General features: G+C 73.0%; 19 protein-coding genes. 3 read left to right on the top strand and 16 right to left on the bottom strand.

Annotated elements, in window-relative coordinates; all coding sequences use genetic code 11:
• Positions 1-89: 89 nt before the first annotated feature.
• Positions 90-962 carry an alpha/beta hydrolase gene (locus ACZ64A_RS30495; RefSeq protein WP_469814955.1) on the bottom strand — a complete coding sequence of 291 codons (873 nt, stop codon included), beginning with the start codon at positions 960-962 and terminating at the stop codon, positions 90-92.
• A gap of 198 nt (positions 963-1160) precedes the next feature.
• On the opposite strand from ACZ64A_RS30495, the gene ACZ64A_RS30500 reads away from it, so the two are divergent.
• Entirely contained in the window at positions 1161-1763 is a 603-nt protein-coding gene (locus tag ACZ64A_RS30500; RefSeq protein ID WP_469814957.1) for a TetR/AcrR family transcriptional regulator, read from the top strand.
• A 392-nt stretch (positions 1764-2155) separates the two neighbouring features.
• On the opposite strand, the gene kynU is transcribed toward ACZ64A_RS30500, so the two are convergent.
• The 11 genes from kynU to ACZ64A_RS30555 form a co-directional block, all read right to left on the bottom strand.
• Positions 2156-3337 (bottom strand): kynureninase, encoded by a 1182-nt coding sequence (gene kynU / locus ACZ64A_RS30505; protein WP_469814958.1) that lies wholly within the window; start codon positions 3335-3337, stop codon positions 2156-2158.
• Positions 3330-4169, bottom strand: coding sequence for a tryptophan 2,3-dioxygenase family protein (locus ACZ64A_RS30510; protein ID WP_469814959.1), 840 nt, complete (start codon positions 4167-4169; stop codon positions 3330-3332). Before ACZ64A_RS30510 ends, kynU begins: the two co-directional genes overlap by 8 nt.
• A gap of 178 nt (positions 4170-4347) precedes the next feature.
• Entirely contained in the window at positions 4348-4761 is a 414-nt protein-coding gene (locus ACZ64A_RS30515) for a DUF3151 domain-containing protein (protein ID WP_469814960.1), read from the bottom strand.
• Positions 4762-4774: 13 nt separating this feature from the next.
• Positions 4775-6799 (bottom strand): WD40 repeat domain-containing protein, encoded by a 2025-nt coding sequence (locus ACZ64A_RS30520; RefSeq protein ID WP_469814962.1) that lies wholly within the window; start codon positions 6797-6799, stop codon positions 4775-4777.
• A 187-nt stretch (positions 6800-6986) separates the two neighbouring features.
• Positions 6987-8009, bottom strand: coding sequence for a class II fructose-bisphosphate aldolase (gene fbaA / locus ACZ64A_RS30525; RefSeq protein ID WP_469814964.1), 1023 nt, complete (start codon positions 8007-8009; stop codon positions 6987-6989).
• Positions 8010-8141: 132 nt separating this feature from the next.
• A complete protein-coding gene (gene pyrE, locus ACZ64A_RS30530) occupies positions 8142-8690 on the bottom strand; it encodes an orotate phosphoribosyltransferase (protein WP_469814966.1) in 549 nt (182 codons plus the stop codon).
• Between the two features lie 20 nt (positions 8691-8710).
• A complete protein-coding gene (locus ACZ64A_RS30535) occupies positions 8711-9499 on the bottom strand; it encodes an aldose epimerase family protein (RefSeq protein ID WP_469814968.1) in 789 nt (262 codons plus the stop codon).
• Between the two features lie 392 nt (positions 9500-9891).
• The gene (locus tag ACZ64A_RS30540; protein WP_469814969.1) at positions 9892-10800 is read right to left on the bottom strand and encodes an SRPBCC family protein; all 909 of its coding nucleotides are present in this window, start codon (positions 10798-10800) and stop codon (positions 9892-9894) included.
• A gap of 343 nt (positions 10801-11143) precedes the next feature.
• Positions 11144-12790 (bottom strand): polyamine aminopropyltransferase, encoded by a 1647-nt coding sequence (locus ACZ64A_RS30545; RefSeq protein WP_469814970.1) that lies wholly within the window; start codon positions 12788-12790, stop codon positions 11144-11146.
• A 244-nt stretch (positions 12791-13034) separates the two neighbouring features.
• Entirely contained in the window at positions 13035-13553 is a 519-nt protein-coding gene (locus tag ACZ64A_RS30550) for a DUF2617 family protein (RefSeq protein ID WP_469814971.1), read from the bottom strand.
• 365 nt (positions 13554-13918) lie between these two features.
• Positions 13919-14296, bottom strand: coding sequence for a hypothetical protein (locus ACZ64A_RS30555; RefSeq protein ID WP_469814973.1), 378 nt, complete (start codon positions 14294-14296; stop codon positions 13919-13921).
• 170 nt (positions 14297-14466) lie between these two features.
• Here ACZ64A_RS30555 and ACZ64A_RS30560 point away from each other — a divergent pair, with 170 nt between their 5' ends.
• A complete protein-coding gene (locus ACZ64A_RS30560; RefSeq protein ID WP_469814975.1) occupies positions 14467-15663 on the top strand; it encodes a pyridoxal phosphate-dependent aminotransferase in 1197 nt (398 codons plus the stop codon).
• A 64-nt stretch (positions 15664-15727) separates the two neighbouring features.
• Here ACZ64A_RS30560 and ACZ64A_RS30565 read toward each other — a convergent pair whose 3' ends face one another.
• From ACZ64A_RS30565 to clpB, 4 genes are all read right to left on the bottom strand, one after another.
• Entirely contained in the window at positions 15728-16054 is a 327-nt protein-coding gene (locus ACZ64A_RS30565; RefSeq protein ID WP_469814976.1) for a winged helix-turn-helix domain-containing protein, read from the bottom strand.
• Complete coding sequence (locus tag ACZ64A_RS30570; protein WP_469814978.1) at positions 16051-16500, bottom strand: hypothetical protein; 450 nt, start codon at positions 16498-16500, stop codon at positions 16051-16053. The genes ACZ64A_RS30565 and ACZ64A_RS30570 overlap by 4 nt, the downstream gene beginning before the upstream one ends.
• 311 nt (positions 16501-16811) lie before the next feature.
• Positions 16812-17342, bottom strand: coding sequence for a YbjN domain-containing protein (locus tag ACZ64A_RS30575; RefSeq protein WP_469814979.1), 531 nt, complete (start codon positions 17340-17342; stop codon positions 16812-16814).
• A gap of 540 nt (positions 17343-17882) precedes the next feature.
• A complete protein-coding gene (gene clpB / locus ACZ64A_RS30580) occupies positions 17883-20480 on the bottom strand; it encodes an ATP-dependent chaperone ClpB (RefSeq protein WP_469814980.1) in 2598 nt (865 codons plus the stop codon).
• A gap of 151 nt (positions 20481-20631) precedes the next feature.
• Here clpB and ACZ64A_RS30585 point away from each other — a divergent pair, with 151 nt between their 5' ends.
• Complete coding sequence (locus tag ACZ64A_RS30585) at positions 20632-21045, top strand: pyridoxamine 5'-phosphate oxidase family protein (RefSeq protein ID WP_469814982.1); 414 nt, start codon at positions 20632-20634, stop codon at positions 21043-21045.
• The last annotated feature ends 39 nt before the right edge of the window (positions 21046-21084 follow it).

The raw sequence follows: 21084 nt of genomic DNA on the forward strand, positions 1-21084 counted from the left end.
CGTGGAGCTCTTCCGCGACGTAGCTCTCAGGTATGACGGGTACGACGGCTACGACGCGTACGACGGGTACGACGTCCGGTGGAGCCGCGTCACCACGCCAGCTGGGCGAGCTCCTCCGCGACCACCGCGCACGCGTCCGCCGCCGGGTCGATCAGCGGGAAGTGGCCCACGTCCTCCAGCAGCGTCAGGCCCACCACCTCCCCGGCCCTGGCCGCGGCGTCCGCGTACGACTCGGCGACCGCCTGGGGGACGTCGAGGTCGGCTCGGCCCTGCACGAGCGTGGTCGCGATACCGGTGGGCAGCAGCAGAGCCGGATCCGCGTACGGTCGGCGCTCGTCGAACGCCTCGCGACCACCGAGCAGTTGACGGGCAGCGCCCCCGCACACATCCAGCTCCTCCGCGACCGTGAAGTCCGCGATCGGGGCGAGGGCGACCACGCCGCGCAAGGGCGCCGGGCCGTCGGTGCGCCAGGGCGCGTCGGCGGGCAGGACGTGCCGGGCTGCCGCCCACAGGGCGAGGTGACCGCCGGCGGAGTGACCGGTGACGACCGTGCGGCGCGCGTCCGCCTGCGGCAGCGCCTCGCGGACCAGGCCCGGCAGCGCGTCCAGCGCCGCGGCGACGTCGTCGAACGTCTCCGGCCAGCGGCCCGCGACCGCGTCGCCCTCCGTGGCGCTCCCCCGCCGGTACTCCACGCTGGCCACGGCGAACCCGCGCCGCGCCAGGAAACCCGCGAACGGGCTGATGTGCCGCCGGTCGTACGGCGCCCGCCAGGCACCGCCGTGCAGGACGGCGACCAGGGGGGCGGATCCGGTCGGACCCACCTGGACGCGCGGGGCGTAGAAGTCGATCACCTGGTCGGGGTGGTCGCCGTAGGCGGCGGTGGCGTCGGGGTCGACGGGCGGATGCGAGAAGGCCGACTCCTCCTCGGCGGCGGCCCGGGCTGCTGCGACGTCGTCCGGCATGCTCCAACCTTCCAGCGGTGACACGTATTTCGGCGGACCAGAAGAGACGGACCAGGAGGAAAAATCGGCCGTTGGCCGGGACGGTATCAGGCCGATGACGTGCGGCGACACGCGGATGTCACGCTCGGTGAGGGTTAAACGGTTCTGCTGTTTCGTTACGCTGACGGGGTCGCCCGTCCGTGCACCAAGGAGGCCGCCATGTCCGCCGAACCCGGCACCGTACGTCCCGGCGGCCGCACCGCCCGTGTCCGTGCGGCCGTGCTGCGCGCGGCCGGGGACGTACTGGTGGAGCACGGCTTCGACCGGCTCGACCTCGCGGACGTCGCACGGCGGGCGGAGGTCGGCAAGACGACCGTCTACCGGCGCTGGGGCTCCGTGACCGGACTGGTCGCCGACCTGCTCGCGGACATGGCCGAGCAGTCGCTGCCGCGGGAGGAGACCGGGGCGGTCCTCGGCGACCTCCGCGCGAACGCGTCCCTGGTGCAGCGCACGCTGGCCGACCCCCGGCAGGGGCCGCTGTTCCGCGCGGTGATCGCGGCGGCGGCGTGCGACGCGCGCACCGCGGAGGCGCTGCGGCGGTTCTACGACGTACGGGTCGCGGAGTGGGCGCCCAGCGTGGAACAGGGCGTACAACGCGGCGAGTTGCCGCCCGGCACGGACGCGGCGGCAGTGGTCCGAGCGGTCTCGGCCCCCCTCTACTACGAACTGCTGACCACCGCCACGCCCCCCGACCCCGCCGCAGCCGACCGCGCGGCCCGCGCGGCGTACGAGGCGGCGAGGGCCGGGGTGTACGCCGGGTGACCTCAACCGGATAAGCGACCGGGCGTCCCCCCGCCGCGCGCCACGACGCTGCCGCACCCGCGCGCGGCGGTGAGGGGACGGGGTGGGGGGTGTCCGCCCGCAGCGTCCGGCACCGTGACACGGCGCCCTCGTCGCAAACGGCCGGCCGGACCGAGGACGGACACCCCCTACCCCGGCCCCGACGTGACCACCGGCCGCAGGCGAGGACCGCAACCGACCACGCACCCGCAGGGGCCGCCGCAGGCAAAAAAGGGGCGCGGGGAACGGCGCGACCAGCCACAACGAAACCCGCAGCCGACAACACACCCAGCGCCGCAGGCACCACGCACCCAGCGCCGCAGGCACCACGCACCCAGCACCGCAGGCAACCCCACCCGCCCGACCGCCGGAGGCTAGAGCACCTCCGCCAGCACCCCCGCCGCCCGCTCCACGTCCGCGAAGCCCACGTACAGCGGCGTGAAGCCGAACCGCAGGACGTCGGGGGCCCGGTAGTCGCCCACCACCCCCCGTTCGATCAGGCGCTTCATGACGTCACCGGCGTCCGCGCACCGCAGCGCGACCTGGCTGCCGCGCTCCGCGTGCGCCACCGGCGTGACGGACTCGACCCGGCCCTGACCCACGTACAGCGCGACGCACTCCAGGAAGAAGTCCGTCAGCGCGAGCGACTTGGCACGGACCGCCTCGACCGACACCCCGTCCCACACGTCCAGCGCCGCCTCGAGGGCCAGCATGGACAGGATGTCCGGCGTGCCCACCCGCCCCCGCAGCGCACCGTCCGCCGGCGCGTACTCGGGACGCATCCCGAAGGGCTCGGCGTGGGAGTTCCACCCCGGCAGCGGCGAGTCGAAGCGGTCCTGCAGCGAGCGGCGCACGTACAGGTACGCCGGTGAACCCGGCCCGCCGTTGAGGTACTTGTAGGTGCAGCCGACCGCCAGGTCCACCCCGTGCTCGTCCAGCCCCACCGGCAGCGCCCCCGCGCTGTGGCACAGGTCCCACACCGCGACCGCGCCCGCGCCGTGCACCGCGGCCGTCAGCGACGGCAGGTCGTGCAGCCGCCCGGTGCGGTAGTCGACGTGGTTCAGCAGCACCGCCGCCGTGCGCTCCGACAGCGCGCCCGGCACCTCGGCCGGGGTCAGCGCCCGCAGCGTGCAGCCCGTCAGCCGGGCCGCCGACTCGGCGATGTAGCCGTCCGTGGGGAACGTCGAGGCGTCGACGAGGATCTCGTCCCGCCCGTCCCCGGCCAGCCGCACCGCACCGACCAGCGCCTTGAAGACGTTCACGCTGGTCGAGTCACCCACGACGATCTGGCCCGGCGCCGCGCCGACCAGCGGCGCGATCCGGTCGCCGATCCGCTCGGGCGCCGTCCACCAGCCGCTCTCCTCCCAGGAGCGGATGCGCAGCTCGCCCCACTGACGGCGGACCACGTCCTCGACCCGGCCCGGGACATGCGCAGGCAGCGCGCCGAGCGAGTTGCCGTCCAGGTACACCACGTCGTCCAGGACGAACCGGCCGCGCACCTCGGCGAGGCCGTCCGCGGCGTCCAGCTTCTCCGCCCGCACCGCAAGCTCAGACATGGGACCTCGCCGTCCACAGCTCCGGGAACACGTTCTTCTGCGCGCGCTTCTCCAGCCACGCCACACCGGCCGACCCGCCGGTGCCCTGCTTGGCACCCATGGCGCGGCGCGTGGCCGTCAGATGGTCGTTGCGCCAGCGCCACACCAGTTCGGCGACGTCCGTCAACGCCTCGCCCAGCCGGGCGAGTTCGCCGTTCTGGTCGCCGGAGTAGATCTCCGCCCAGGCTTCCTCGACGGCGTCGGACGGCTCGTACTTGCGGGACACGTCCCGCCCGAGCACCGACGCCGGAATGCCGTACCCGCGCCGGGCGAGCAGCCGCACCACCTCGTCGTACAACGACGGCTCGTGCAGCGCCTTCTCCAGTTCCGCGTGGACGCGGGGCGCGCCGCGGTGCGGCACCAGCATGGACGCGGACTTCTCACCGAGCAGGAACTCCAGCCGCCGGTACATCGCGGACTGGAAACCGGAGCCCTCGCCGAGCGCGGACCGGTAGGAGTTGAACTGCTGCGGGGTGAGTCCGCCCAGCGGCTTCCAGGAGGCGTTCAGCGCCTCCAGCTCGCGTACGGAACGTTTCAGCGCATCGATCGCGACCGGCACCCGGTCCTCGCGCAGGGCACGCGCGGCGGTCTCCCACTCATGGACGACGACCGTGAACCACAGCTCCATCACCTGGGTCGTGACCAGGAAGACCATCTCTCCGGGATCGTCGGAGAGGGTGTGCTGGAGGTGGGTGAGCACATCCGCCTTGACGTAGTCCTCGTACGGCGTGGTGCCCTCGAAGTCGAGATGCGGGGTCTGAAGCTCGTCGGACTGGTGAGCCTCGTGGGACATCGCTGTCTCCTGTTGTGCACTCCGGGTAGCGGTCCGCCCCTGCCGTTACCGGCACGGGGGCCCCGGTCCCCACCCGCATCCTCCGCAATCACTCCGGAAACGGCAAGGCCCGCCCCGTCAAGGGCGGGCCCACCAGGCAATACGCTCTGGTCCAGCGGATCGGCCGGAAGCGTGCCGCTCAGCCCAGCGTCTGGGCAGCGGTGGCGGAGGAGTCCTTCAGGAACTGCGAGCAGCGCTCGTACTCCTCCTCCTCGCCGATCGCGTGCGCGGCCCGTGCGAGGCCGTGCAGGGCCCGCAGGAAGCCGCGGTTCGGCTCGTGGTCCCACGGCACCGGGCCGTGGCCCTTCCAGCCGTTGCGCCGCAGCGCGTCCAGGCCGCGGTGGTAGCCCGTCCGGGCGTACGCGTAGGACTCCACGGCCGCGCCCCGCTCGAACGCGTCGTCGGCGAGCTGGGCCCAGGCGAGCGAGGACGCCGGGAACCGGGCCGCGACCTCGGCGGGCGGGGTGCCCTTGGCGAGGAGCTCGCGCGGCTCCGGGTCGTCGGGCAGGTGGGTGGGGGGCGGACCCCCGAGCAGGTTCTCGTGAAGGGACATGGCGTCCAGTCTGTCACCGGGTGACGTTGAAGTACTTCCACGGTCCGGTGACACCGGCGTTGACGTTGTCCCCGTTGTAGCCGTCGACGTACACCGACCGCACCCGGGCGCGGATGCCCGCGCCGCCGTCGTTGTCGAGGGTGAGGTACATCTTGCCGTCGCTGCCGAGCTCGAAGAACTCCGAGAAACCGGTCTGCCAGGCACCCTGCACGTAGACCTCCACGTCGATCCGCGTGTAGCGGCCCGGGTAGGCGTTGTGCCAGGTGGTGATCAGCGCGTCGGTGCTCTGGTGGTAGGTCTGGTACCAGGTGGTGCCGATCTTGGTCCACTTGTAGTGGCGGGACAGCGTGGTCGACACCCCGGCGCGGGTGTACACCCCCGACTTCGCCGTCGCGGCGCCGTTGCGGGCGTCCCCGGCGAAGACCGCGGTGACGGTGGTGTCGCGGTTCATCCACATGGACGCCGACAGCTTGCCCTGGGCGTTGACCGTGCCCCGCTTCAGCAGCCGCTTGGGCTCGTAGCCCCACGGGTCGGCCCAGATCTCCACGACACGGTTCCGGTACGTCGGGCCGAGGGTGGCCGTGTACGTCACCGTCGTGCCGTAGTTCACGAGCGTGCCGTTGCGGTCGAGGCTGATCGCGGTCGGCTTGTAGGCGACCTTCACCCGGGCGATCCCGGCGGCGAATGCGTGCTCGGCGTCCCCGGCGTAGGCCACCTTGTAGGTGACGGTGCCGGCGGCGGTCGGGGTGTCGGCGAAGGAGAACGCGCCGTTCGCACCCAGCGGCTTGGTGCCGAGCGACTTGCCGTTCGGGGCCTCGGCGTCGTACCGCGTCACGGCGAGCGGCGTCCCGGCGGGCAGCTGCAGGCTCGCGGTGACGGTGCCCGAGACGGTGAGCGCCTTGTCCAGCGAGGCCGTGCCGGGTGCCTTGACGGCGACGGCGGGCGCGGACTTGACCGGCTCGTCCATCCGCTGCAGCCGCAGGCCGCCGCGGTCGTTGCGGGTCACCGCGAACAGGCGGCTGCCGCCGGGCTCCCAGGCGAGACCGCCGTCGACCAGCTCGTCCCCGCCGCCGTTGCCGATGTAGCCGGTGCCGGGGAAGTCGTAGTGCCGCACGGCGGTCTGCTCACCGGGGCGGTAGACGAAGACGTCGTCGCCGTACACCCCGTCTGAGCCGGCCGCCACGGTGCCGTCCGGGGCGACGGCCACGGCGGCGCCGTTGTACTCGCTCGGGTAGCCGGCGACCCGGGTGAGGTCCGAGGTCTGCCACACGGTGTGGGTGTTGCCCGGGTTGGCCGTGATCAGGCGGGTGCCGTCCGGCGTGTAGGCGAGGTCGTTCGTCATGCCGCGGGCCGGGTCCGTGGCGCCTTCGGCGCGCGCGGTGCGCACCGCGCTGCCCGTCGTCACGTCGTAGGTGGCGAGGGCGAAGTTGTTGGAGTACGAGCCGGCGGCGGCGATGACGTTCGGGTTCGCCGGCGAGGCGACCAGCCGCGGGGCGCCCGAGTAGGCCGTCTCGGTGTCCTGCCCGAGGGCCACCGCCGGTTCGGCGCCGGAGACGTCGAGCGAGCCGATGTCGCCGTCGTCGTCGCCCCAGGCGCCGTTCGCGAGGTCGCTGCCGTAGCCGAACCAGATCTTGCCGCCCGCGAGCGCGAGGAAACGCGGGTGCGTGCCCTCGCCGGTGGCGTAGCGGGCCTGCTCGGTGACCGCCTGGGTGTCCAGGGCGACCACGGCGTCGGCGCCGGGTACCGCGGCGTACAGACGCTTCGCGTCGTCGGACAGGGCGAGGCCGGTGACGCCGGGCAGGGCGTCGGCGGTGGCCAGCACGGCGCCGGAGTAGTTGGTCGCGACGACCTTGCCGGCGGACGGGTCGCTGATGAAGATCCGCTGGTGGACGCCGTCCACCACGACGTCCCCGGCACTCCTGAGCGGCAGCAGCAGGCTGCTGTCCGCCGCCGCGGAGCCGGCCGTGCCGGCGACGAGCACCGCGGAACTGCAGAGGACCGCGAGCGCCGTCGCGGCCGAGAGAGAGCGCTTACGCACGATGTAGAAGACCCCCCAATGGTCCACGCGTCCTCGAGGGGGACGCGGTGAAGCGCAGCGTAGAGCATGTCCCTGACATCGCGCGCGCGGGTATCACCCCCGCCGGCCTCCACGACCCCGGACACGCCGAAGGCCCGGCGCCGTACCGGAGTACGGACGCCGGGCCTTCGGAGGGCTTCCGGACCGCTTACTTGATGCGGGTGCCGGTGGAGCGCAGGTTGTTGCAGGCCTCGACGACACGGGCGGCCATGCCCGCCTCGGCGAGCTTGCCCCAGGTGCGCGGGTCGTAGGTCTTCTTGTTGCCGACCTCGCCGTCGACCTTCAGGACACCGTCGTAGTTGGTGAACATGTGCGCGGCGACCGGACGCGTGAACGCGTACTGGGTGTCCGTGTCGAGGTTCATCTTGATCACGCCGTTGTCCAGCGCGGTCAGGATCTCCTCCTCGGAGGAGCCGGAGCCGCCGTGGAAGACGAAGTCGAACGGGGAGGCCTTGCCGTACTTCGCGGCGACGCCCTCGTTCAGCTCCTTCAGCAGCTCGGGACGCAGGACGACATTGCCCGGCTTGTACACGCCGTGGACGTTGCCGAAGGACGCGGCGAGCAGGTAGCGGCCCTTCTCGCCCAGGCCGAGGGCCTCCGCCGTACGGATCGCGTCGTCGACCGTGGTGTACAGGGAGTCGTTGATCTCGTGGGAGACGCCGTCCTCCTCGCCACCGGTCGGAGTGATCTCGACCTCGAGGATGATCTTGGCGGCGCGGGCCTGCTCCAGCAGCTCCTGGGCGATCTCCAGGTTGTCGGCCAGGGTCTCCGCGGAGCCGTCCCACATGTGGGACTGGAACAGCGGGTTCAGACCGGCCTCGACCCGCTTCTTCGACAGCGCCAGCAGCGGACGTACGTACCCGTCGAGCTTGTCCTTAGGGCAGTGGTCCGTGTGCAGGGCGATGTTGACGTCGTACTTCTCGGCGACGATGTGCGCGAACTCGGCCAGGGCGACCGCGCCGGTCACCATGTCCTTGTTGTGCTGGCCGCCCAGGAACTCGGCACCACCCGTGGAGATCTGGACGATGCCGTCGCTCTCCGCCTCCGCGAAGCCGCGCAGGGCCGCGTGCAGGGTCTGGGAGGAGGTGACGTTGATGGCCGGGTAGGCGAACTTGCCTGCCTTCGCCCGGTCGAGCATCTCGTTGTAGACCTCGGGGGTTGCGATGGGCATCTGTCCGCTCCTTGTATGTGCGGGTGGGCGTGTGGTGCGTTACGGCCCTGACCTAGACCATGGGGGCGACGTCATCGTCGGCCCCATCTTCCCAGACTCGGCCGGAAGGTCCAGGCGCGGTCCGGGGGCCGGTCAGTCCAGGCCCAGCTCGTCCTTGCCGTAGGCGTACAGGTACGGCACCCCCGCGCCGTCCTGGATCTTCTCCGCGGCACCGGTCGCCCGGTCGACGATCGTGGCCACGGCGACGACCTCGGCACCGGCCTCGCGCACGGCCTCGACGGCGGTGAGCGGCGAGCCACCGGTCGTGGAGGTGTCCTCGACGACGAGCACCCGGCGGCCCGCGATGTCCGGGCCCTCGACGCGGCGCTGCAGGCCGTGCGCCTTGGCGGCCTTGCGGACGACGAACGCGTCCAGCTTCTTCCCGCGCGCGGCGGCGGCGTGCAGCATCGCGGCGGCGACCGGGTCGGCGCCCATGGTCAGGCCGCCGACCGCGTCGAACTCCAGGTCGGCCGTCAGGTCCAGCAGGACCTGGCCGACCAGCGGGGCGGCCTCGCCGTCGAGCGTGATGCGGCGCAGGTCGATGTAGTAGTCGGCCTCCAGACCCGAGGAGAGGGTCACCTTGCCGTGCACCACGGCCTTGTCCTTGATCTGCTGCAGCAGCGCCGCGCGAACGTCCGTCATGCCGACCAGCTTAAATGCGCTCAAAGGCGCCGCCAGCTCCAGGTGGTCGTGGCCTCCAGCGGCTCCAGGGGCGTGACCAGGCGCGGGGCGGTGTTCAGCCCGTTGGGCGGCCCGGTCTGCGGCTCCACGCAGACGGCCTCGCGCTGCTCGTCGTAGATGACCACCCACTCCTCCCTGCTGGTCACCTTCAGCTCCAGCTGGCCGGGCCAGGTGAGGGTGACGTCGACTCCGCCGGGCATGCCGAAGCAGTCGTCCCAGGGGCCGGGCTTCGGCTCGGTCCGGTTGCCGGTGGGCAGGTGGTCGTCGCCGCGCTCCTCCTGCCAGGCGGGCGAGAAGTCCAGCGTGACGTCCGCGCCGCCCAGGTTCCGCTGGAACCAGGGGTGCCAGCCGATCTGCGCCGGGAACGACGAGTCGTACGTCTCGATCGACATCGTCAGCGTCAGGGAGTCCGGGGCGAGGGCGACGATCTGCGTGACGCGGCCGGGGTAGGGCCAGGGCTCGACCAGGTCGTACGTCAGAACGGCCTCGTCGGCCGTCGCGCGGGCGGTCCGCCAGGCGCCGTCGCGTGCGGTGCCGTGGATGGCGTGCGGCGGGGAGTTCAGCGGCATCTGGTGCACGGTGGCACCGTCACGGAACCGTCCGTCCCGGATCCGCCCGCACCAGGGCACCATCGGGAAGCAGCCGTACCGGTCCCCCTGCCGCAGCAGCTCCACACCGCCGACCCGCACCGACCCGATCCGCCCACCGCCACCGGGCCGCACGACAACCTGCGCGTCCCCCGCGCTCAACGTGATGTCTTCGTTACTCACGGGACGACAGTACTGGGGGCGGGGGGATGGGGGTGCTGGGTGGGGTCGTGAGGGGTGGCGGGCCGGGGCGGGTCGGTCCTGCGGCGGGCGTCGGCCCGGGGGCGAGCAGGTCGGGGGCGCCGGTCAGCGGCGGCGCGAGCCCGGGCGGCAGCCTGGGCGGCGCGCAGTCGGGGGGCCGGCCGCCGCGCCGACGGGGGGGGCGCAGGCTCAGCGCAGCGCAGGGCCCGGCGGCAGCCGGAGGCGGGCCGGCGGGAAGTGGGAGCGGCCGGCCGACGCTGGGCGCGGGCTCAGCGCCGGCGCCACCCGGACGCCGCGCACGGCGCAGCCTCGGGGCAGCGCAGGGCCGGGCGGCAGCGGGAGGAACCGCCGGAGGCGGGGTGGGGGGCGTGGGCTCAGTGGCGGCGGCGCAGGGCTCGGCCGACCACGATCGCCGAGGCGACCACCGCCACCGCGGCCGGGGCCATCCAGCGCAGCGTGGACGTCGCCGAGGCCGTCTGCGGGGCCGGGACCGGTGCGTAACGGCCGCGGGGCGGCGCGTGGTCGACCTCCTCGGCACTGCGGCCGATCATCGTGCGCCGGGCGTGGGCGGCCTCGGCGGGCGGCCGGCCGGATTCGGTGTAGTCCTCCCCGGCGTCGTCCTCCCCGATGTCGGCCTGCTGTCCGGTGTCGGCCGATGGCTCGGGGGGCTCGTCGGCGCGCGGGTCCAGGGACGGCGGCGGTACCTCGGCCTCGAAGACGGACGGCGCCGGCGCGTCGTCGGCGTCCGGCGCGGTCTCGAAATCGGTGGTCACGGCCGGCTCGAAGTCCCCGGTGGACAGCTGCTCGGGCGACTCGGGCGCGGTGCCCGGGGCTTCGGCGCCCCGCTCCTGCGTCTCCTCCCGCCCCAGCTGCTCCGCGAATCGGGTCAGCAGGCGGGTGAGCGCCGCCTCGACCTCGTCCGCGGGGAACTCGGTGATACGGCCGTCCGCCGTCACACCGCCCTCGAAGGTGACCGTGGCGCCGCCCTCGGCGTCCGCGGCCCGCACGGTGAGCGTCAGCTTCACCGTGCCGCTGCCGCGCGCCTCGCCCGCGTCGCCCTCGACCGCGCAGGAGCCGTCCTCACGGCCCCTGACCCGCAGGGTTCCGCGGTAGGTGACGGAGTGCCCGCCGACCCGCAGCTTCAGCCGCCCGGCGATGTCCGTGCCGTCCTCCGCGCCGGCGTCCCGCTGGAGTCCGGGCACCGCCCGGGCGATCCGCGCGGGGTCGGCGAGCGCCGCCCGAAGCCGCTCGGCGGGGACCGGGACGAACACCTCATGCTCCATGTCGACGGAGCCTACCCAGCGGGCGGCGAACTGCACCCCCACGCGCCTGGATCCCCCTGCCCTCCCCCTTGCGGACTACCGCGAAAGTTGCAGGAACCGCGCGGCTACCCCCTGGGTTGCGCCCAAGATCAGCCGTGCGCCGGATTCGGCCCGGCCGCACCGCCCGTACCTTCGGTGGCGAGCGGCCCGACCGGGGGGAAGGGTGCGGCCCGTCTCCCCGGGGGAGAGGCGGGCCGCCACGCATGCCCGCGTCGGAGCGCCACGCACCCCCGCGGCACAAAGCACCAGACCGCCATACGTCCGTAGGACGGGAAGTGCGGGCGAGGCAACGCCCGGCGGCCGCTCAGCCCCGGTAGCGCGGATGCACCAGCGTCGACGGCGGCAGCCCCGGCACCCGCGTGGCCGCCGCGGCGCGCGCATCGGCGGCGAGCGTGTCCCGGGTCAGCGTGACGGGACGGGGCCCACCGGACTCCAGGCGCAGGGCGGGCGGCCGCGCGCCGGTGGCGGCCAGCACGAAACCCCAGTCCCCCGGCGGATGGGACACCCCGGCCGTACGGTCCGGTCCGGCCGCGAACCCGGCGTCCCGGCCACCGACCCGGTAGGCCACGGTCCGCAGCCCCGCCGCCCGCAGCGTCGACTCCACCGTCCAGAACACGCGGGGCCGTGCGGCGACCGGCCCCGCGTGCACGACGAGCCGCCCGCCCGGGGCGAGCACCCGCCGGGCCAGCCCGTAGAACTCCTGCGAGTACAGCTTGGTGCTGGCGGTGATGCCCGGATCCGGCAGATCCGCGATCACCACGTCGTACGACCCGTGGGGCACCGTGCGCAGCCAGCCGAAGGCGTCGGCGGTGGTGACCGTGAGCCGCGGGTCGCCGTAGACGTGGTCGTTGAGCCGGGCCAGGGCCGGGTCGGTGCGGGCGAGACGCACCACCTCGGGGTCCAGTTCGACGACCCGCAGCCGCCGTACGTCCGGATGGCGCAGCACCTCGCGGGCGGCCAGGCCGTCGCCGCCGCCGAGGATCAGCACGCGCGCGTGCGGCCCGGCCATCGCGGGCTGGACGAGCGCCTCGTGATAGCGCCGCTCGTCGCGGCCGCCGACGCGCAGCCGACCGTCGAGGAAGAGGTCGAGGGGACGGCCCGCGGTGCCGCCGGTCAGCACGATCTCCTGGACGCCGCTCTGCACGGCGACCCGCACCCCGCCGCCGTAGACGGCTTGCCGCGCGGCCCGCTCGAAGTCGTCGACCTCGGCGGCGGCGAAGGCGAGCACGCCGAGCACGACGAGACCCACGCCGAGCAGCACCCGCCGGGCCCGCCGGCTCAGATCACGGCGGAACAGCCCGAGGACGAGCGCGCCCCCGGCGACGACGTTGACCGCGCCGGTGAGCAGAGAACTGGTCAGCTGGCCCAGCAACGGCAGCAGCAGGAACGGAAAGGCGAGGCCGCCGACGAGGCCGCCGACGTAGTCCGCGGCGAACAGGTCGGCCACCGCGCCCCCCGCGTCCTGCCGGCGCACCCGCTGGATCAGCTCCATCAGCAGCGGCACCTCGGCGCCGATCAGCAGCCCGATGGCGAGGGAGAAGGCGACCAGCAGACAGCGCGGGCCGCTCGCCCACACCCCGCCCCAGGCCCCCGTCCAGGCGAACACGGCGTACAGGGCGAGCGCGCTGCATCCGCCCACCAGCGCGAGCGCCGCCTCCAGCGCGGCGAACCCGATCGCCGCGTGCCGCCGCAGCCGCTTGGCGGCGAGCGAGCCGACGCCCATGGCGAACACCATGACCGACAGCACGACCGAGGCCTGGGTGACCGAGTCGCCGATCAGATACGAGGCGAGGGCGACCAGTTCGAGTTCGTACACCAGTCCGCAGGCGGCGCACACAAACACACCGGCGAGGACCAGGAACCGGCCCGTGCGCGGGCGGACGGGCAGCCGCGCGGGGCAGCCCCAGGGCGGCGGCGCGCCGGGCGGGGCGGGGGCGTGCTGTTCGATCACGCTTGTGACGTTACGTCAGAGGTCCGCCACGCTTCGTCACCCACACGTGTGGTGTTGGCCCTTCACGGGTTTGCCCGGCCGACGCGCGGTACCCGGCAAAGGCCGACCCGATGGCACCCGGACCGGCCCTCGGTCCGCCACCAAGACACCCGAACGGCGGCCGGTCCGAAGCGAAGAACACCCGAACGGCGGCCGGTCCGACGCGAAGAACACCCGAACGGCGGCCGGTCCGAAGCGGGCGCGCCTAGGCCACGGCCGGTACCCGGGTGCCGACCCTCGTGCGGGTGGCCACCAGTTGGCCGTCCTGCGGGTAGGCGTGCCAGGTGCGCCAGTGGACATGGCCCTCGTGGGCCTGCGCCAGCAGAGCCGTGAAGGCGTGCGGGCTGCCCGGGAAGACACCGGCGAGGCCGTGGGGGTGGTCGGAGACCAGGGCCAGCAGTTCCTGTGCGCGGCCCGCGAAGGAGCCCGGGGAGAGCACCTCGACACGGGCGGCGAACTCGTACTCCCAGTCGCCGACGCGTTTGGCGACGCCAAGCGGCAGCGGTGTGCTGCTGCCCGGGATGCAGGCCACCGTCTCCGAGCACACGCCCCGTTCCTCTTCCAGAAGTACCTGGTGGGAGGCGCCGAGCAGTCTCAACTGGAGTTTGACGCCGGTCAGTTCGAGATCGAGCGTGGCCAGTGCGGGGAGGGGTTCGCGTCCCAGGGCCCAGGCGAGGTCGGCCGCGCGCGTGTCGGTGTAGGAGGTCTTCAGGGTCGTGAGCATGGATCGGCTCCGCAAGCACGCAAAGAACAGGGGCGTTGGTCCGTCACACCCCGGTCGGCACCGGGAGATCGGCCCGGTCAGCCCGGCGGGCAGGCGTCCGCGCGAGACGTCCTCGGGGCTGGGGTGGTGATGGAGAGGGAATCATGAACAGTGCGGCCGCCACAGCGTTTTTACCCAACTTCGTAGGGTTTCCATCCCTCAGAGGGCTGCAACGCTCAACTGTTCAACCAGGGCGTACGCCCACCCGCGGGAGGCGTACGCCCGCGCGCCGTACGTGTGTCGGACGGATCGCCGCGGGGCCCGGCCCAGGACCGGGCCCCGCGGATCGGATGCGGTTCCCCCGTTCGAGACCCGGCTGCCCCGTGTCAGCCGCTGCCTCCCCCGCATCCGCCCCCGCCACCCCCGCACGACGACCCGCCTCCGCAGGACGAGCCGCCGCCGCACGAGGAGTGGCCTCCCCCGCAGGAATGTCCGCCGTGCCCCGAGTGGCCACCGCCGTGGTGCCCACCCGAGGAGGAGCCGCACGACGACGCCCCGGAGTCGCCCCCGCCGGCCCACCAGCTGTTCTGGGAGCCGCTGCCGCCGTGGACGGTGCCGGCGGCGGCACTGCGCCGGCCGGTGCGACGGCCGGGATGACCACCGGGCCGCCGGGCGGTGCGCCGGCCGCGGCGCACGCCGGACACGACCGCCGCGATCACCGCGAAGGCGATCAGCACCAGGATGAAGCCGAAGAACACGCTCACGGCGTCACCCTCCTTTCGTTTCTCCCCCGTGGACCCGCCCCGGGCGTCCGCCCGGGCCGGGCCCGGCGAGGCGTCCCCCGTCGGCCGCCCCGCTCTCGGTGTGACCGGGAGATGCCCAACCCCCTCACGACCCAAAGCAGAGTTGAGGAACTCCAGAGCTTCGGCGCAGGATGGCCCGCATGACCTCCAGCGCCCGCCCCCTGCTGAACCGCCGGCTCGCCGAGTTCGGGACGACGATCTTCGCCGAGATGTCCGCCCTCGCCCTGCGCACCGGGGCCATCAACCTCGGTCAGGGCTTCCCCGACACCGACGGACCCGAGGAGGTCCGCGAGGCCGCGGTGCGGGCGCTGCGCGACGGACGCGGCAACCAGTACCCGCCGGGCCCCGGCGTCCCCGAGCTGCGCACGGCCATCGCGGCGCACCAGCGGCGCCACTACGGGCTGGCGTTCGACCCCGACACCGAGGTGCTGGTCACCGCGGGCGCCACCGAGGCCATCGCGGCCGCCCTGCTCGCCCTGGTCGAACCGGGCGACGAGGTCGTCGCACTGGAGCCGTACTACGACTCGTACGCGGCCTGCATCGCCATGGCGGGCGGCACGCGTGTGCCGGTCACCCTGCGCCCGCGCCCCGAGGAGGGCGACTTCCGCCTCGATCTCGACGAGCTGCGGGACGCCGTCACCGACCGCACCCGGCTGCTGCTGATCAACACCCCGCACAACCCCACCGGCACCGTCCTCACCCGCGAGGAGCTGACCGCGATCGCCGAGCTGGCGGTCGAGCGGGACCTGCTGGTGGTGACCGACGAGGTGTACGAACACCTGGTGTTCGACGGCGCCGCCCACGTGCCGCTGGCCACCCTGCCCGGGATGCGGGAGCGCACCGTCACCATCTCCTCGAGCGGGAAGACGTTCTCCTTCACCGGCTGGAAGGTCGGCTGGATCACCGCCGCGCCCGCCCTGGTGGCGGCCGTGCGCTCGGCCAAGCAGTTCCTGACGTACGTCTCCGCCGGGCCCTTCCAGTACGCGATCGCCGAGGCGCTGAACCTGCCGGAGTCGTACTTCACGGGCTTCCGTGAGGATCTGCGCGCCAAGCGGGACCTCCTCGCGGCGGGCCTGGCCGAGGCGGGCTTCGGGGTGTTCCGGACGGCCGGCACGTACTTCCTCACCACCGACATCCGCCCGCTCGGCTTCGACGACGGGTTCGCCTTCTGCCGCGCGCTGCCCGAGCGGGCGGGCGTGGTGGCCATCCCGAACGCCGTCTTCTACGACCACCGCGAGGCGGGCGCGCCCTTCGTGCGGTTCGCGTTCTGCAAGCGCACGGAGGTGCTCCAGGAAGCGGCCCAGCGGCTCAAGGCCCTGGCCGGCTGACGCCTCGCCCCCGGCGCGGCGGAAGCGGTCCGGGCCATCGCGCCATACGGCCCGGTCGCCGGCGTCATCCCTGCTGCGCGGCGCCCGCGCGCCGGGCGGCGGTGACGATCTCCTCCAGCGCCGCGAGGTGTGCCTCAAGCGCCCGGCGCCCCTCACGTGTGAGGGCGACCCAGGTGCGCGGCCGTTTGCCGACGTAGCCCTTGCGGACGCTCACATGGCCCAGCTTCTCCAGCGCGGAGACCGTCTTGCTGGTGACCGAGTCCGAGATGCCGCAGTAGTCCCGCAGGACGCCGAACTCTGCCTCCGCGCAGGAGGAGAGGTAGGCGACGAGCGCCAGCCGGGTGGGGTGCTGCAACTCCCGGTCCAGGGCGGGCGGCGGGGTGTCGGTCACGCGTGCTCCGTTCGTATGAGGCGACGCCCGAGGTCGAGGGCGCAGACGACGCCGAACACCACCAGCGCGCCGGGCAGGCCGTAGGGGACCGCGGCCAGGCCGCCGACGGCGATCGTCGCGGCCGGCGGCAGCAGGATCCGCCAGACCGGGCGGCCCTCGCGCCGGGGCCAGGGCACGCTCCCGCCGTGCCGGACGCCCGCCCACATCAGGGCCATGAAGGCGACGAAGCCGGCCAGGCCGAGCGCGAGCAGCGGCCCCGACCACTGCTCGGACACCCCGGCGAGCCCAAGGGCGCCGAACTCGACGACGCAGGCGGCGCCCTGCGCGATCACATAGCCGCGCGGTGTGCGCTGCGCTGCCCGGGCCGCCGCCTGGGCGTCTCGCGCGGCGTGCAGAGCCGCCTCGGCGGCGTGCGAGTCGTACGGCTGGTCCGTGCCGTGCGTCATGTGGTCCTCCCCGTGTCCGGGGCGGTGGTCGGTCCGCCCCCGTGCAGCCACTCTAGGAAACTACTTTCCACATCGGCAAGTACTTTCCCTCTTTCGGGTCACACGACCTGGCCACCGCACGGCCGAAGAGTTTCCACAGCCTGTGGACGGCGCCGCGCCGCCGGTGAAACGGCCCCCGGGCACGGCGAAGCCCGGCCCCGGCACGCGGCCGTGGAGGCCGGTGCCCTGGCCGGGCTGTCGTTTCCGTCTGCCGTTTCCCTACGGCGCGCACCTGGTCGTGATCGCCCGTACGCCCCGATGGTTCGGCTGGACTACTCCTCGCCCTCCTCGGGCTCGTCGGCGTCGTTGATCTCCTGCTCCAGGCCCAGCTGCTCGACGAGCCAGCGGTCGAACTCGATCGCGGCCCGCACCCAGCTGACGGTCGAGGAGACGAAGTGCTCCAGGCTGACGCCCATGCCGATCAGCATCTGCGCCTCGCCGATGAGGCGGACGGTGCCGTCGTCGTGGGTGTGGGTGTAGACCTTGGGCCACAGGGTGCGGCGGTTCCAGTCGTCGACGGACTCCAGCAGCTGGGGCTTCTCGTCGATCTTGTGGGGGCGGTCGTAGAACGTCCGCACCGAGAAGACCTGCTGGTCGTCCTCGCCGCGGAACATGAAGTACGTACGGAACTGCTCCCACGGCGCCGCGAGGTCACCCTCGTCGTCGACGACGTACTTGAGCTCCATCTGCTCCAGGAGCTGCTTCACGAGGTCCTGATCCGGGACGACGGGGCCCGCCGGTCCTTGCGGCTGCGGCTGGGGCTGGCCCCCGAAGTTCGGAATCGAGGACGGGTCGATGGTCACCGTGAATTTCCCTTCGTACGGATTCCGCCATCCTCCCCCAGAGGGGGAGGGGGGTGGCAAGCCCCGGCGGTGCCTGTCAGCCCTGGGCTGACAGGATCCGGCCGGTCGGGCGAGAGCGGCTGTGCCACGACGGCGTGGATCTGTGCCTGAACCTGGCCCGGGTGCGGCTCCCGGCGTTCACCGTGTGACCCGAACCGGCATCCGGCGCGTGACCAGAACCGGCATCGGTGCGTGACCAGAACCGGCATCCCGCGTGTGACCAGAACCGGCGTCCGCCGGGGGCCCGGACCGGCGGCGTCCACGTGGGACCACCCACTGTGGGATCACCCACCGTGGGACCGCCCACCGCGGTCCCCGACGGCGCCGGTCAGCTCCCGGCCCGCGCCCCGCGTTCCGCCCGCCCCCGGTGCGATGATGCCGGGATGCGCATACCGAGAGCGGTGCGGTGGGTGTTGTGGGCACTGTGGTGGGGCTGCCTGGCGTTCTCCCTGTGGTTCTTCTGGACGCTGTACCTCCTCTACACCACCGACACCTGAGCCGTCACAGCGTCTTGCCTGTCGCAGGGCCGACCAGCAGGCCCTCGCCGAAGCGGTCCACGCGGACCGTGTCGCCGTCCTTGATCTCGCCGGAGAGGATCTCCTTCGCCAGCCGGTCGCCGATCGCGCTCTGCACCAGGCGGCGCAGCGGACGCGCACCGTAGGCCGGGTCCATGCCCTCGTCGGCGAGCCAGGCCAGCGCCTCGGGGGTGACGTCGAGCGTGAGGCGCCGCTCGGCGAGCCGCCGGGCCAGCCGGGAGATCTGCAGCTCGGCGATCCGGCTCAGCTCCTGCTTCGTCAGCGCGGAGAAGACCACGAGGTCGTCGAGGCGGTTGAGGAACTCCGGCTTGAAGGACGCCCGTACGACCTCCAGCACCTGCTCCTTCTTCTCCTCCTCGCTGGTCACCGGGTCCATCAGGAACTGGCTGCCCAGGTTGGAGGTCAGCACCAGGATGGTGTTGCGGAAGTCGACCGTGCGGCCCTGGCCGTCCGTCAGCCGGCCGTCGTCCAGCACCTGGAGCAGGACGTCGAAGACCTCCGGGTGCGCCTTCTCCACCTCGTCCAGCAGCACCACGCTGTACGGCCGCCGCCGCACCGCCTCCGTCAGCTGGCCGCCCTCCTCGTAGCCGACGTAGCCGGGAGGCGCGCCGACCAGCCGGGCGACGCTGTGCTTCTCGCCGTACTCCGACATGTCGATGCGGACCATCGCCCGCTCGTCGTCGAAGAGGAAGTCGGCGAGTGCCTTGGCCAGTTCGGTCTTGCCGACGCCGGTCGGGCCGAGGAAGAGGAAGGAGCCGGTCGGACGGTCGGGGTCGGCGATGCCGGCCCGGGAGCGGCGTACCGCGTCCGACACCGCGCGCACCGCCTCGCCCTGTCCGATCAGCCGCTTGCCGATCTCGTCCTCCATGCGCAGCAGCTTCTGCGTCTCGCCCTCCAGCAGCCGCCCGGCCGGGATGCCGGTCCAGGAGGCGACGACGTCGGCGATGTCGTCCGAGCCGACCTCCTCCTTGACCATGGTGTCCCGGGACACCTCCTCCTCGGCCTCGGAGGCGGCCTCCAGGTCGCGCTCCAGGGCGGGGATCTCGCCGTACAGCAGCTTGGAGGCGGTGTCGAAGTCGCCGTCGCGCTGGGCGCGTTCGGCCTGGCCGCGCAGGTCGTCCAGCTTCTCCTTCAGCTCACCGACCCGGTTGAGGGACTGCTTCTCCTTCTCCCAGCGGGCGGTCAGCCCGCGCAGCTCCTCCTCCTTGTCGGCGAGGTCGCGGCGCAGCTTGTCCAGGCGCTCACGGGAGGCGACGTCCGTCTCCTTGCCGAGTGCCAGCTCCTCCATCTTCAGCCGGTCGACGGCGCGCTGGAGCTCGTCGATCTCGACCGGCGAGGAGTCGATCTCCATGCGCAGCCGGGAGGCCGCCTCGTCGACCAGGTCGATGGCCTTGTCGGGCAGGAAGCGGGAGGTGATGTACCGGTCGGACAGGGTGGCCGCGGCCACCAGCGCGCTGTCGGCGATCTGCACCTTGTGGTGCGCCTCGTAGCGGCCCTTGAGTCCGCGCAGGATGGCGATGGTGTCCTCGACGCTCGGCTCGGCGACCAGCACCTGCTGGAAGCGGCGCTCGAGCGCGGGGTCCTTCTCGATGCGCTCGCGGTACTCGTCGAGCGTGGTCGCGCCGACCATGCGCAGCTCACCGCGGGCCAGCATCGGCTTGAGCATGTTGCCGGCGTCCATCGCGGAGTCGCCGCCGGCGCCCGCGCCCACGACGGTGTGCAGCTCGTCGATGAAGGTGATGATCTGCCCGTCGGAGTCCTTGATCTCCGCCAGGACGGTCTTCAGCCGCTCCTCGAACTCACCCCGGTACTTCGCACCCGCGACCATCGCGCCCAGGTCGAGCGCGACGAGCCGCTTGTCCTTGAGCGACTCCGGCACGTCGCCCTTCACGATCCGCTGGGCGAGCCCCTCGACGACGGCGGTCTTGCCGACGCCGGGTTCGCCGATGAGGACGGGGTTGTTCTTGGTGCGGCGGCTGAGCACCTGCACCACCCGCCGGATCTCGGTGTCCCGCCCGATGACCGGGTCGAGCTTGCCCTCGCGGGCGGCCGCGGTGAAGTCCGTGCCGAACTTCTCCAGCGCCTTGTACGACCCCTCGGGGTCCGCGGTGGTCACGCGACGCCCTCCCCTCGCCTTGCGGAACGCTTCCTGAAGCTTGCCGGCCGTGGCGCCCTGCCGTGTGAGCACCTCGCCGGCCCGGCCGCCCTTCGCGGCGATGCCGATGAGCAGGTGCTCGGTGGACAGGTACTCGTCGCCCAGCTCCTCGGCCCTGGCCTGGGCGTCGGCGATGACGGCGAGCAGCTCGCGGTTGGGCTGCGGCGGCGCGACGGTGGAGCCGGTCACGCTGGGCAGGGACGCGAGCACCTTCTCGGTCCCCGAGCGCACGGCGGCCTGGTCGGCGTCGACGGCGGCCAGCAGATCGACGATGTTCTCGTTCTCCTGCCCCTGGAGCAGCGCGAGGAGCAGGTGGGCAGGGGTGAGGTCCGGGTGTCCCTCGGTCACGGCCCGGTTGCCGGCGGCGTTGATCGCGTCCCGGCTCCGGTTGGTCAGCTCGGCGTCCACGTTCGCTTCTCTCCTCCTGGGCGTGCTGGGGTCAGCCGTCTCCCCGTACTGACTCGGTCAACGTGCACAAAGTTGAGTCTATTCCACTCAAGCTTGGGAGGGGAGGGGTGACAGTCGGCGGCCCGGCGGCACTGCGGGTAGGTTCCGTCCCATGACCGCGTACCCCCAGGACCCGGGCGCACCGGACGAGCCGTATCTCGCCTTCTGGCGGGAGCGGCACCTGTGCACCCTGACGACGCTGCGCCCCGACGGCACCCCGCACGTCGTTCCCGTCGGAGTGACCTACGACCCCGAGGCGCGGCTGGCCCGGGTGATCACGAACAAGGCGAGCGCGAAGGCGGGGCATGTGCGGGCCGCCGGCCCGGAGGGCGCACGGGTCGCCGTCTGCCAGGTCGCGGGGCGGCGCTGGGCCACGCTGGAGGGGCGGGCGTTCGTCCGCTCGGAGGCCGACCGTGTCGCGGAGGCGGAGCGGCGCTACGCGGAACGCTACGAGCGCGTGCCGTCGCCGAACCCCTCACGCGTGGTGATCGAGATCGAGCTGGACCGGGCCATGGGCCGGGGATGAACGGCGCGTACGCGCACAAACTGCAGCGGGGTCACCGTG

It is taken from the genome of Streptomyces sp. NPDC104814 (genome assembly GCF_055583185.1).